This window comes from Bacillus arachidis (assembly GCF_030285945.1).
Lineage (GTDB): Bacteria > Bacillota > Bacilli > Bacillales > Bacillaceae_G > Bacillus_A > Bacillus_A arachidis.
Genome location: NZ_CP127376.1, coordinates 789,587 through 802,322 on the forward strand (window position 1 = coordinate 789,587; position 12,736 = coordinate 802,322).

12 protein-coding genes and 1 pseudogene are annotated in these 12,736 nt (G+C 35.9%); 11 read left to right on the forward strand and 2 right to left on the reverse strand.

Going from position 1 to position 12,736, the window contains the following annotated elements; translation table 11 throughout:
- Positions 1 to 25: 25 nt before the first annotated feature.
- The gene (locus QRY57_RS05700; RefSeq protein ID WP_286016862.1) at positions 26 to 1,723 is read right to left on the reverse strand and encodes a sigma-54 interaction domain-containing protein; all 1,698 of its coding nucleotides are present in this window, start codon (positions 1,721 to 1,723) and stop codon (positions 26 to 28) included.
- A gap of 389 nt (positions 1,724 to 2,112) precedes the next feature.
- Here QRY57_RS05700 and QRY57_RS05705 point away from each other — a divergent pair, with 389 nt between their 5' ends.
- The 3 genes from QRY57_RS05705 to QRY57_RS05715 all read left to right on the forward strand — a co-directional run bounded on the left by QRY57_RS05705 (position 2,113) and on the right by QRY57_RS05715 (position 5,322).
- Positions 2,113 to 3,288, forward strand: coding sequence for an NAD(P)/FAD-dependent oxidoreductase (locus tag QRY57_RS05705; protein ID WP_286017808.1), 1,176 nt, complete (start codon positions 2,113 to 2,115; stop codon positions 3,286 to 3,288).
- Positions 3,285 to 4,307: a proline racemase family protein gene (locus QRY57_RS05710; protein ID WP_286016863.1), complete on the forward strand. Its 1,023-nt coding sequence runs from the start codon at positions 3,285 to 3,287 to the stop codon at positions 4,305 to 4,307. The genes QRY57_RS05705 and QRY57_RS05710 overlap by 4 nt, the downstream gene beginning before the upstream one ends.
- A gap of 85 nt (positions 4,308 to 4,392) precedes the next feature.
- Positions 4,393 to 5,322, forward strand: a complete 930-nt coding sequence (locus QRY57_RS05715) for a proline racemase family protein (RefSeq protein ID WP_286016864.1) — start codon at positions 4,393 to 4,395, stop codon at positions 5,320 to 5,322.
- A gap of 36 nt (positions 5,323 to 5,358) precedes the next feature.
- On the opposite strand, the gene QRY57_RS05720 is transcribed toward QRY57_RS05715, so the two are convergent.
- Positions 5,359 to 5,955 (reverse strand): hypothetical protein, encoded by a 597-nt coding sequence (locus tag QRY57_RS05720; protein ID WP_286016865.1) that lies wholly within the window; start codon positions 5,953 to 5,955, stop codon positions 5,359 to 5,361.
- 246 nt (positions 5,956 to 6,201) lie between these two features.
- Between QRY57_RS05720 and QRY57_RS05725 the strand changes: the two genes are divergently transcribed.
- The 8 genes and pseudogenes from QRY57_RS05725 to QRY57_RS05760 all read left to right on the forward strand — a co-directional run bounded on the left by QRY57_RS05725 (position 6,202) and on the right by QRY57_RS05760 (position 12,733).
- Positions 6,202 to 6,765, forward strand: coding sequence for a nitroreductase family protein (locus QRY57_RS05725; protein WP_286016866.1), 564 nt, complete (start codon positions 6,202 to 6,204; stop codon positions 6,763 to 6,765).
- Positions 6,766 to 6,966: 201 nt separating this feature from the next.
- Positions 6,967 to 8,382 carry a stage V sporulation protein SpoVR gene (gene spoVR, locus QRY57_RS05730; RefSeq protein ID WP_208018047.1) on the forward strand — a complete coding sequence of 472 codons (1,416 nt, stop codon included), beginning with the start codon at positions 6,967 to 6,969 and terminating at the stop codon, positions 8,380 to 8,382.
- A gap of 177 nt (positions 8,383 to 8,559) precedes the next feature.
- Positions 8,560 to 8,754, forward strand: a complete 195-nt coding sequence (locus tag QRY57_RS05735; RefSeq protein WP_286016867.1) for a hypothetical protein — start codon at positions 8,560 to 8,562, stop codon at positions 8,752 to 8,754.
- Positions 8,755 to 8,799: 45 nt separating this feature from the next.
- Entirely contained in the window at positions 8,800 to 8,970 is a 171-nt protein-coding gene (locus QRY57_RS05740; protein WP_286016868.1) for a hypothetical protein, read from the forward strand.
- 27 nt (positions 8,971 to 8,997) lie between these two features.
- A pseudogene (locus tag QRY57_RS05745) lies at positions 8,998 to 9,096 on the forward strand (SpoVR family protein); the annotation flags it as partial.
- Positions 9,097 to 9,143: 47 nt separating this feature from the next.
- A complete protein-coding gene (locus QRY57_RS05750) occupies positions 9,144 to 10,406 on the forward strand; it encodes a neutral/alkaline non-lysosomal ceramidase N-terminal domain-containing protein (RefSeq protein WP_286016869.1) in 1,263 nt (420 codons plus the stop codon).
- Between the two features lie 231 nt (positions 10,407 to 10,637).
- Positions 10,638 to 12,311 carry a CoA-disulfide reductase gene (gene cdr, locus QRY57_RS05755; RefSeq protein ID WP_286016870.1) on the forward strand — a complete coding sequence of 558 codons (1,674 nt, stop codon included), beginning with the start codon at positions 10,638 to 10,640 and terminating at the stop codon, positions 12,309 to 12,311.
- 158 nt (positions 12,312 to 12,469) lie between these two features.
- Positions 12,470 to 12,733: a metal-sensitive transcriptional regulator gene (locus tag QRY57_RS05760; RefSeq protein ID WP_026592798.1), complete on the forward strand. Its 264-nt coding sequence runs from the start codon at positions 12,470 to 12,472 to the stop codon at positions 12,731 to 12,733.
- Positions 12,734 to 12,736 lie beyond the last annotated feature (3 nt).

A 12,736-nucleotide genomic window follows, 5' to 3' on the forward strand; every position in this document is an offset into this window, starting at 1 on the left:
CAATTTGTATTTATAGAGAGAAGGATTAAAACGGGATATGTAATTTTTTCATGCGATTATATAAGGTAGCTCGTGTAATTCCAAGACGTTTCGCACAAGCGAGTTTATTGCCACTTTCTAATTCCAGTGCATGCAGAATGATATTCCGTTCATATTTGTTTAAAGAGTCATCAAGTAATTCGCCTTCCGTTATATTTATTCTAAGAGGGGCAGGTGGTTGTTCTTGTTGTATTTTTGGAGAGAAGGGAAGGTCTTCTCGTTTTATGATCCCATCTGTCGCAAACACAACGAGACGTTCAATGGCATTGCGTAGTTCGCGAATGTTTCCAGGCCATTTATGTTCTAGCAATTCATACATAACATCTTGCGGTATACTTTGAATTGGACGATTATATTGAATAGAAAATTCATATAAGAAAGAATGAATTAGCTCCACAATATCTTCTTTTCGTTCGCGAAGTGGAGGTATATCAACGCTTACCACATTTAAACGATAAAATAAATCTTCCCGAAATTTTCCTTTCGCAATTTGTTCTTTTAAGTTTCGATTCGTAGCAGCAATAATATTAAAATCGGCATGCAATTCTTTTACCCCACCTACGCGGTAAAACGTTTTATCCTGCAAAACACGAAGCAGTTTTACTTGCATTTCCATTGGCATTTCACCAATTTCATCTAAAAACAATGTTCCGCCTTTTGCTAACTCAATTTTTCCTTTTTTTCCTTTCTGATCAGCTCCGGAAAAAGCTCCTTTTTCATAGCCAAAAAGTTCACTTTCAAATAATGACTCAGGAATCGCGCCGCAGTTAATAGATACAAATGGTGCTTGGTCACTTTCACGTGCTTCATGAATTGCTTTTGCGAATAACTCTTTCCCAACGCCGCTTTCCCCTAAAATGAGAACAGTTGATTTTGTTGTACATACCTTTTTCGTAATTTCAATTGTTTGTTGCAGTGCTGAGCTGCTTCCTTTAATAGCATGAAAAGGATCAACTGGCGGTGTTAATTTAGCAACTTGTTTTTCTAATTGATGCATTTTTGTAGAAACGGAGAAAAGCTCTTGATTAAGTCGAACTTGGCTCGTAATGTCTGTTTCGGATACAACAGCTCCAATAATTTCATTACGCAAGTAAATGGGATTAGAGTTAATCAGTACAATTAAATCTTCTCTTGGTTGATGTTGGTGTTTATGTAGTGATCGACCTTCTTGTAGAGTTTTTAATATTTCTAGCATATCTTCATGAAAAAATGATGTGATGGGTTTTCCTAAAATGTCTTGTCGTCTTACAGAAAAGATCGCTTCTGCCCCGTTTGTCCATACATTGACGTTCTCGTTCTCGTCAATGACAGTGACGGATGCATCTGTTGTTTTGATAACAGTTTCGAAATAAGCTTGTAAATATTCATAAGAATGAAAGATTGTTTCAGCTAGCATAACAGCTGTAATAAAACCAATTGGTTCATGAGAAGCATTCGTAAAAACAACGGCATGATAGTCTTTAAGTTTCTTTAATATATGTGAAATAGAAGAATAGTAGGAAGTTGTATAACAAGGTTGATATGTACCACAAGCAGTAAGCATGTATAGATCATTGTTTCTTTTGACTAGAACGGTTGTATCTTCATGATTTGTATGATTACTTTGTTGTAACTCTTCTACTGATGAAAAGAAGAGAAAATCTTTATTCATAAGTTGGTCTATAGAAGAGAGCTCGATTGTCATGCTAATGCCTCCTTATTGGATTGACTGTAAGTTTTTTATACACTATTTCATTATTTTTACACATTTTTAAAGGAAATGTAAAATGTTTTGTCGGAAAAGTTCAATAATTTTATGTTGGCTATGTGGTAATAATGAGCATCTCGTTTCTCAGTATGGTAAAGATAAAGGGTGAGATGAGAGAAAAAATCCTTGGGAATTACAGTTGCACGTTAAGTTGGCATTTTAATTGCAAGTAAAAGAAAGTGTGAACATGAAAAAGTGATAATCTAGCAAAAAATTTTGTTAGAAGCTTATCTCGATATTCGGTAGTAGTAAGAGATTATTTCAAAATTTAGAGAGAAGCGTGAGCCATCAGTTCCACTTTATAAATAGAAAAGAGGGAGTTTATGATAAAGCATTGTGATGTTCTTATCATTGGCGGAGGTATTATTGGGAGTGCAATTGCTTATTACGTTTCAAAATGCGGGAGAGAAGTAACGTTATTAGAAAGAGGAGAATTAGCGAGCGGTACATCATCGAGATGTGATGGGAACATTTTGGCAATTGATAAAGATCCCGGGTTTGATAGCCAAATGTCTCTTGAAAGTCAAAAGCTTGTTGATCAACTAGCGAAAGAATTACGTCACTCTTTTGAATACCGAGCACCAGGCAGCATTCTCGTATGTGAAAGTGAAGAAGAGATGATCGCTGCGGAAAAATGGGTAAAGCGGCAAAAAGATGCGGGTTTACCATTTCGGATGTTAGACAGACAAGATATTCGGCAGGAGTCACCGTATTTTGCAGATGATTTACTGGGTGGATTAGAATGCGCAACAGATTCGACTGTTAATCCATATTTATTATCATTTTCTTTGCTTGATGAAGCGAAAAGGCAAGGAACAGATGTGTATCTTCATACAGAAGTAACCAGTATTCGAAAAGATATAATGGGTGCGTTTATTGTTGAAACAAATAAGGGGACATTTACAGCGAATAAAGTCGTAAATGCAGCAGGAGTATGGTCACCTGTTATTGGCGAGATGTTGGATGTGAAAATTCCAATTCAGCCGAGAAAAGGTCATATTATTGTTGCTTCAAGACAAGAGCCAGTGGGAACGAGAAAAGTAATGGAGTTTGGCTATTTAATTAGTAAGTTTGGCGGCACACGTCATGTGGATGAGGAAACAGAAAAATATGGAGTTGCTCTCGTATTTGAACCGACAGAAAGTCAAAATTTCTTAATTGGAAGTAGCAGGCAGTTCGTTGGTTTTCAAACGAAGGTGGATACAAGCGTTATAAAGTGTATTGCAAACCGAGCGATTCGTTTTTATCCGAAGATGGCTGATATGTTACTTATTCGAACATATGCAGGTTTGCGTCCGTGGACGGCAGACCATTTGCCAATCATTTCTCATGTCGAAGAAGTACCAGGATTTTATATTGCCGCCGGTCATGAAGGTGATGGGATTAGTTTGGCGGCCATTACAGGAAAGCTTATTGCAGAAATGATTGAGGGACAAGAGACAACCGTACCGATTGAATCACTAAGCCACAATCGATTTCAAGAAAGGATGGAACGAGTGTGAACGTAAAAAAAGTGTTTACGACAGTTGATACGCATACGGGAGGGAATCCAACAAGGACAGTCATAAATGGCCTTCCAAAGCTAGAAGGGAATACAATGTCAGAAAAGATGTTATTTATGAAAGAAAAGTATGATTGGATTCGTACATTTCTTATGTTTGAGCCACGCGGTCATGATGTAATGTCGGGTGCTTTATTAACAGAACCGTGTGACCCAGAAGCTGATGTTGGTGTTATTTATATAGAAACTGGCGGGTACTTACCAATGTGTGGTCACGATACAATTGGCGTTTGTACCGCTTTAATTGAAACCGGTATGGTTGAGGTGGAAGAACCGTATACCTATATTAAATTAGATACACCAGCGGGGCTTGTTGCAACAAAAGTGTATGTAGAAAATGGAAAAGCAAAAGAAGTAACATTTTGTAACGTGCCTGCTTTTTTATTAAAGTCTGTGGAAGTACATATAGAAAATATAGGGAATGTACAATGTGATATTGCCTATGGTGGTAATTTTTATGCGATTACAGACGCTAGAAAATTAGGCGTGGAGCTAACAACGGAAAATTCTGCGCAAATTATAGAAACAGCTATTCGGATTCGCGATGCCATTAATGCAGCGGTACCCATTTCACATCCGGAATTGTCTTTTATCGAAGGAGTGACGCACGTTGAATTTTTCTGTGATCCAACGGACGAACATGCGGATGTGAAAAATACAGTGATTGTACCACCGGGAGGGATTGATCGTTCGCCATGTGGTACGGGAACATCAGCCAAACTGGCTACATTGTATGCCTACCGTGAAATTGATCTGGAGGAATTATTTGTACACGAAAGTATTGTCGGTTCGCTATTTAAAGGGAAAATTGTTAGAACAACAAATATAGGGGACATAGAAGCTGTGATTACAGAAATTACTGGATCAGCATGGATTATGGGAATGCACCAGTTTTTATATCATGAGGAAGATATTTTGAAAGATGGATTTATTCTCATTCCACCAATGGAAGGGCATTGATTCTGAGTTGGAGTAGTTATGTTTATATGAGTTAAATAACAAGAGAGATGGAAGACGTTTTTATAAATTGGTAAGGGGAGATTGTATGAAGTTCGTAAAAGCAATTACAACAGTTGATGCACATATAGCTGGAGAGCCACTGCGCCTAATTATGAACGGCGTACCTCTATTAAAGGGACATACTTTACAAGAGAAACAAAAAGAACTAGTTGAAAACTATCAAGCATTTCGAAGAATTATCATGCAAGAACCACGTGGTCATGCAGCAATGAACGGTTGTATGATTGTACCACCTTGTTCAGAAAAAGCAGATTTTGCGGCGTTGTTTATGGATGCAAATGAGTTTATTTCTAGTACAGAAGAGTTTGTGATGATAGCTGCTGGCGTTATGGTTGAAATGGGAAATGTGCAAATGAAAAATGATGTAGTAGCGGTAGAAACAATCGATGGAATTTTTTCTGTGAAAATCTGTATAGAAGATGGAGAGATACACGCTGTCTCATTACAGAAAGATTGTCACTACGAACTTCAATATAATGCCTCTCAGTCAGCCATTTCATTTGGACCAAATGAATCTTATGTAATCAGCCATACAAAGCATTTAGGTGTCAAATTAGACATGGATGAATTCATAGAATTAAAGAGCTGGGCACATACGACAAGAACCTCATTATCGTCCGAATGTAGTAGTATTTTAATAGATGCCACGCAGATTGAGGAGAAACAATTCAAAACGATGGTGCAGAAGAAGAATGGACTTGTAAGCCGTTCTCCATATGTTAGGGCAACATGTGCATGTTTGGCACTTTTTAGAGAGGAAGGTATGTTACAAGAAGGAGAAAGTGTCCAGCATGAAAATATTACAGGCGGAACATATGAAGCAAAACTGATGAAATACACACAAAATGAAATGACGGTACAAATTACAGGGAGGGTCTTTATTACGGGAATGCATCAATTTTTATTAGACCCATCTGATCCGCTAGCAGACGGCTTTATTATTGTAGGTTCATAAAGAAAAGGAAGAGTTGCCTCTTCCTTTTTTTTATGTTTAGTTTGTCTTTTTTTCTTTTACAGACTGCATTAATTTCATCATTTCAGCTCTTACATCTTCTTTCTTCACATTTAATTTTTCGGCGATTTGTTTGACATGCATACCATCTTTTTTCATTTTTAATACATCATTAAACGGCGTATTACTTTTTTGTGCAATGATGGTTAAAACTGCGAGATGATGCAGGTGAATATGGTTATCTTCCATTATTTTCTTCATTTGTTCTGGTGTTGATTTTTGCATTTCAGCTACTTTTTGCAATAAAGCTTCTTTCATTTCTTTACTCATATGATGTTTATGCATTTTCTTTGGATCCACACCGAAATGTTTCGCCGTTTCTTTCCAAGATTTAGTTTGTTTATAGTACGATAAAACATCATTGATATCTTTTTTACTTATTTTCGCAATGTGTGCAGCCTTCCAAATTTCATGTTTTTTATAACCTAGTTTTTCTAAAGATTGTATTTGTTCATCTGAGATTAGTTTGTGATGATGCGCCGTGACTTCTTTTTGTGAGGCCGCAGAAGCAGGGAAGACTGTCATTCCACATAAAAGTCCTGTTGCTAAAATGCTTGCTATTAATTTTCTGTACATACCATTGATTCCTCCTAATTGAATAAAATGGAAAACTGTATCTATAGAGTTTCCCGAAGTTGTGGAGAAGTTGTGAAGAACTTGTGAACATTGCAAGTTTTTTTCGCGATGTAATAAAAAAATTTTTTGTTAGTTTCACAACACAAAACATTGATTAATGGTAGAAAACTGCGTTATAATCGAAATTGAAAATCAATATCAATTATAAGGTGTATACATATAGATGAAAATAAGGGAGAGAAACATATGATCACATATACTTCCATTGCAAATATCATTAAAGAAAGACGATCCATTCGTACATTTACAGATAAAGCAGTAGAAAAAGAATTGTTAATTGAATTATTAAATGACGCAACGTGGGCACCAAACCATCAGCATCGTGAGCCATGGAAATGTAAATTATTTATTGGAGAAGGTCGTAAAACATTAGTAGATGCTGTATTACATTCTTTTACAGAAGAAGAACGAGCAAAAAGAGGTAAAATTTTATCCGATCGTTTTCTAAGTACACCAGCTCAAATCGTTGTATATATGGATGAAGATCCACGTCAAGTGCAACGTGATGAAGACTACGCGGCAGTGTGTGCATTTATGCAGAACTTCCAGTTATTAGCTTGGGAACGTGGACTAGGTTGTGTTTGGAAATCAGGTGGATTGAATTATAATCCTTTATTTATAGAAGGAATTGGATTAACAAAAGGACAACGTATTGTTGGAATCCTTCATATTGGTTATTTCGATAAGAAACCAGAAGGAAAAGAGCGTACGCCGATTACGAAGAAGATGGAAGTTATTGAAGGGGAATAGCTGAAGATGAGAAGCTGGATGCAAATGATTTAAAGTTTGTGTTCAGCTTTTTTGTTTTTTGGAGTTTTTTATATCTTAGTAATCTTATGATGAAGATTACTGATAAAAGAGAATAACAGAGTATCTATTTTTCATCATTTCTCATGAAAGCTTGTTTCCTCTCATACACTGTCTTAAGGGAAAGTGTAAGGAGGGAAAATAATGAGAGCTAGTGATGATAAAGCACTACAATATGCAATTGCCGAAATTACTGAAATTGCAACTGGGTTTGGACTGGATTTTTATCCGATGCGCTATGAAGTATGTCCAGCAGAAATTATTTATACATTTGGTGCATATGGAATGCCGACTCGGTTTTCACATTGGAGTTTTGGAAAACAGTTCTTCAAAATGAAGCTGCATTACGATTTGGGACTTAGTAAAATATATGAACTTGTCATCAACTCTGACCCATGTTATGCGTTTTTACTTGATACCAATTCATTGATTCAAAATAAATTGATTGTAGCACACGTATTAGCACACTGTGATTTCTTTAAAAATAATATTCGTTTCTCAAACACGAAGCGTGATATGGTTGAAAGCATGGCAGCGACAGCAGAACGAGTTAAAGCGTATGAACATAAATATGGAAAAGCAGAAGTAGAAGAATTTTTAGATGCTGTTTTGGCTATTCAAGAACATATTGATCCATCACTTATGCGACCGAAGCTTGCTTGGAGTATTGATGATTTAGAAGAGGAAGAAGAAAAGAAACGAGTATCTCAGTACGATGACTTGTGGGATTTAGATGATAGAAATAAAAAAAGAGAACGTTCGAATATACGGAAGAAAAAGAAAATCCCGCCGCAACCAGAGAAAGATCTACTTCTATTTATTGAGCAATATAGTAGAGAACTAGATGAGTGGCAACGCGATATTTTAACGATGATGCGAGAAGAAATGTTATATTTCTGGCCGCAATTAGAAACGAAAATCATGAACGAAGGCTGGGCTTCGTTCTGGCATCAACGCATCCTTCGTGAAATGGACCTAACATCCGATGAAGCAATCGAATTTGCGAAGTTAAATGCAGGAGTCGTTCAGCCGTCCAAAACAAGTATTAATCCATATTACCTCGGTATAAAGGTGTTTGAAGATATTGAAGAACGTTATAATAACCCAACTGAAGAGATGAAAAGGCGCGGTGTGAAGCCAGGATCGGGCCGTGACAAAATCTTTGAAGTGCGAGAAATTGAATGGGACGTATCGTTCCTTAGAAACTATTTAAATAAAGAGCTTGTAATGAGAGAAGATATGTACTTATTCCAGCGTCAAGGAAAAGAATATAAAATAATTGATAAAGAGTGGGAACATGTCCGTGATCAGCTCGTTAATATGAGGACAAATGGTGGATTCCCATATTTAGTGGTGGAAGATGGAGATTATTTAAAGAACGGTGAATTGTACATTAAACATTGTTATGAAGGAATTGAGCTCGATTTAAAATATTTAGAGAAAGTATTACCATACATTCATCAGTTATGGGGAAGAACGGTGCATATGGAATCTAATGTTGAGAATAAAGGTGTTGTCTTTTCTTATGATGGGAAGATGGTGCATCGGAAGTATGTGTGAAGTTACTGTTTAACAGTGGCTTCTTTTTTTATGGATATGATTTACAAATAAAAAAGGGAAGAAGATATAATCCTTTGTTTAATAAGAATAGTTAAATGTTAAAGGATGTATAGAAAAAGAGAAAAGCAGTAGGATTTTATTATGAAGGGGCGGAAGGTAGTAAGGGGGAAATAGTTGGTGAGATTAGAATTTGAAAATGAACAAGAACCAAAAAATAGTGAATTAATTTCTTTGTTTCTTGGAAGTGATGTACAACCGTCTATCGGCTCTGTTAAGGATACAATTAGAGAATTGGATTCTGTGCTTAATGGAAAAAAAGAAAAATTTGAATGTAGTTATAATGGGAGTTGCATTGAAGCGTATAAACATTAGGTAATAATTGAAGAATTATTTCCTGATGATGATAATAATCCTTTAATGTGTCAAATTGAAACCATTGAATTAAGAAAATTAATATTAACGTGGTATCGAGCTGTTGTAATATATCAAAATAAACAAGGAGTAATAGAAGAGAAAGAAGAAGTATTAGATTGGATAGAAGAAAAACAAAAAATTGATGAAGAGCTAGAAAAGAATTTGAAAAGATAAATAAAATTAATAGTACCTTAGCAATACAAAGGTTGGACTACGTTCTGGCATCAACGCATACTTGGTGAAATGAATGTAACGTCTGATGAAGCAATTGAATTTGCCAAGTTGAACGAACGAGTTGTTTAGCTGAGTAAGATATAAAAATTACATAGGTAACTGGAGAGGTTCAGATGAGTAAAGTAGGAGTATGTAAGGTGGATATTACACCTCCTTTAGGTATTGATTTCATTGGATATCATAGAGAAACAGGGATTAGTAATATTGAAGAACGTATATATGCAACAATATATGTGTTTGAACATAATCAAACAAAGACTGTGTTTATTAGTATTGATAACATAGGAATGCTAATAGAAGATACAATAACAATCCGAGAACAAGTGGCAAATGAGCTGAAAGTTTCATTTGAAAACATAACAGTTGTTTATACTCATACCCATTCTGGTCCTGAAACAGTCGGCAATGATAGTTTAGTAAAGTCTTATAAAACGATTTTAATCACTAATGTAATCAAAGGAGCCGTTATTGCGAATGATAATATGCAACTATCGGAGGTGGCGTGGAACGTAACGGCGGGTGAAATAGGAGTAAATCGAAGAGAAAAAACATCTGACGGAAAAGTAAAGATGGGTATAAACATACATGGTGTTGTAGATAAACGAATTGGCGTTTTAGCAATTAGGAACGATAAAACAAAGAACTTAACGGGAATCATTGTCTTTTGCACTGCACATCCTAACGTCTTAAAGTCAGATAGTGATAGGTTATCAGCAGATTATCCAGGCGTGACAAGAGAGATTCTTGAACGGACGCTTAACTGCCCTATAGCAATTGTCCAAGGGGCAGCTGGAAACATTAATGCAAAATATCGTGGTTCAGAGGATGCATTAATGCAAATGGCTTACATATTGAGTGGAAACGTCCTAACCATGTTGCCAACAATTACTTATAACCCCATTTCGAAGTTGAAAATTATTTCAACTACACTACAAATGAAATTAAAGGAAATTCCTGAACCTGAAGAGATAAAAAGAATGGCACTACTAGCTGAAAAGCAATGGGGTGTTAATACTGATCACTGGCTTACTATAGTTTTAGATAAGTACAAACGAAATATTAGACAGTTAACAATTGATTTAGAAATTCAGCTACTTCAAATTAACGATGGTTCATTCTCTGGAATCCCAATGGAACCTTTCTCAGAAACAGCTCTAGCTATTAAAGAAAATCTAAACAATGAACTAGCTTTTTTTGGTGGATATACGAATGGCTATCTTGGTTATTTACCAACAAAAGAGGAATATCCATATGGAGGGTATGAGGTGGAACTAAATCCTGTAGTTTATGGACCAAGTACAAATCTACTGATGCCACCAGAAGAAAATACTGCTGAGTTGATAGTGAGAAAAGTTATGGAGTTATACAATAATTAAAATAGTTTGTTTAGTAAATTGGTGCATTGGAAGTATGTGTGAAGCTGCTGGGATCAGCGGCTTTTTTTCATACCAAGTATGTTTCAATTTAGTGAACAAGTATAAAGTTCGAGCTTTATATATTGTCATTATATTTTTTACGGTTATTATATACCTATACGGGTATATGTAATTTTAATTTTATATATATCTGTAGTAGTAAGAAAAAATAGTTGTGGAGGTTAGGGAAATATGAGTAAAAAAATCGTCGTAGTCGGTGGAGTTGCCGGCGGAGCATCAGTAGCAGCGCGTCTTCGTCGTTTAAGTGAAGAGGATGAAATTATTATGTTTGAGCGAGGCGAATATATTTCGTTTGCGAACTGTGGATTGCCGTATTACATTGGCGGTGTGATTCAAGAGAGACAAAAGTTGTTAGTGCAAACAGTTGAAAAGATGTCAAAGCGATTCCATTTAGATATACGTGTATTAAGTGAAGTGATAAAAATTAATAAAGAAGAAAAAACAATTATTGTGAAAAATGTAATGACAAATGAAACATACGAAGAATCTTATGATGTTTTAATTCTTTCACCAGGATCTAAGCCAATTGTGCCACCTATTTCAGGAATTGAAACCGCAAAGGCGTTGTTTACATTACGGAATGTACCAGATACAGATCGCATTAAAGGGTATATTGATGAGGAGAAACCACGCCATGCGACTGTTATTGGTGGGGGATTTATTGGGGTTGAAATGGCAGAAAACTTGAGAGAAAAAGGAATAGATGTGACGCTTGTTGAGATGAATAATCAAGTAATGCCACCAATCGATTATGAAATGGCAGCATATGTACATGAACACATGGAGAAGCATGGCGTTCAGCTCATTTTGAAAGATGGAGTAGAGGCTTTTGAAGAAGATGGTAAAGTTGTTCGTTTAAAAAGTGGTTCAAAAATCAATACAGATATGATTATTCTTTCTATCGGTGTTCAGCCAGAGAGTAGTTTGGCAAAAGAAGCAGGGTTAGCACTTGGAGTAAGAGGAACAATTAAAGTAAATGAAAAACTACAAACTTCGGATTCGTCTATTTATGCGATTGGTGATGCGATTGAGGTAAAAGATTTTGTAACGGAAACAGAAACAATGATTCCGTTAGCATGGCCAGCAAATCGACAAGGTCGTCTATTAGCGGATATCATTCATGGGCATACAGAATCTGTATACAAAGGAACGATGGGAACATCAATTGCAAAAGTATTTGAATTGACAGTTGCTTCAACAGGAGTAAATGAAAAGGTATTGCAGCGTTTAAATATACCCTATGAGGTAGCACATGTACAGGCAAATTCTCATGCGGGTTATTATCCGAATGCATATCCTATTTTATTAAAATTAATTTTTAATAAAGAGTCAGGCGAAATTTATGGTGCACAAGCTGTTGGACGTGACGGTGTAGATAAACGAATTGATGTCATTGCAACGGCAATGAAAGCGAAGCTAAAGGTAATGGATTTACCAGATTTAGAATTAGCATACGCACCGCCGTATTCTTCTGCAAAAGATCCAGTAAACATGGTGGGGTATGCTGCAAGTAATATAATCGAAGGGCTTGTAGATACTGTGCAATGGCATGAGATTGACCATATTGTCCAAAACGGTGGATATTTGATTGACGTTCGTGAACCAAATGAGTTGAAACAAGGGATGATTAAGGGATCAGTTAATATTCCATTAGACGAATTGCGTGAAAGATTGGATGAAATTCCAGTAAATGAAGAAATATATATTACATGTCAGCTCGGTATGAGGGGCTATGTTGCTGCACGTATATTAATGGAAAAAGGATATAAGGTGAAAAATGTAGATGGTGGTTTTAAATTGTATGCAACTGCTTTGCCAGACCAGATTGTATATAAAGAGGTTTAAAGTAAATTCCTATTTATTATGATAAAGCTAAGTAAAATTGTGCTTTACAAAATACCCTTAAGGGTATAAGATGATTTGTAAATGCAAATCAAAATCTTACTACAGTAAGTATTTCTTTCAATAAAGCATATTTTAGAAAGTATTGAGGTGATCGGGCATTGGAATATAATCAAGATATTAAAAATAGGCTGAAGCGAATTGAAGGACAAATTCGTGGTGTTCTTCGAATGATTGAAGAAGAGAAGGATTGTAAAGAGGTAATTACACAATTAACAGCGTCACGTTCTGCTATGGATCGCGCAATCGGATTAATTGTCGGGACAAACTTGGAGAAATGTTTGCGAGACCAATTTGAAAAAGGCGATACATCAAATGAAGATTTGATTAAAGAGGCTGTACAATTACTTGTGAAAAGTAGATAATCT

Bases quoted from the DNA above. Each gene is read 5' to 3' on its own strand.
- QRY57_RS05740 (WP_286016868.1), top strand. From the start codon at position 8,800: ATGTGTCAAATTGAAACCATTGAATTAAGAAAATTAATATTAACGTGG.
- QRY57_RS05750 (WP_286016869.1), top strand. From the start codon at position 9,144: ATGAGTAAAGTAGGAGTATGTAAGGTGGATATTACACCTCCTTTAGGT.
- QRY57_RS05700 (WP_286016862.1), bottom strand. From the start codon at position 1,723: ATGACAATCGAGCTCTCTTCTATAGACCAACTTATGAATAAAGATTTT.
- spoVR (WP_208018047.1), top strand. From the start codon at position 6,967: ATGAGAGCTAGTGATGATAAAGCACTACAATATGCAATTGCCGAAATT.
- cdr (WP_286016870.1), top strand. From the start codon at position 10,638: ATGAGTAAAAAAATCGTCGTAGTCGGTGGAGTTGCCGGCGGAGCATCA.
- QRY57_RS05725 (WP_286016866.1), top strand. From the start codon at position 6,202: ATGATCACATATACTTCCATTGCAAATATCATTAAAGAAAGACGATCC.
- QRY57_RS05715 (WP_286016864.1), top strand. From the start codon at position 4,393: ATGAAGTTCGTAAAAGCAATTACAACAGTTGATGCACATATAGCTGGA.
- QRY57_RS05720 (WP_286016865.1), bottom strand. From the start codon at position 5,955: ATGTACAGAAAATTAATAGCAAGCATTTTAGCAACAGGACTTTTATGT.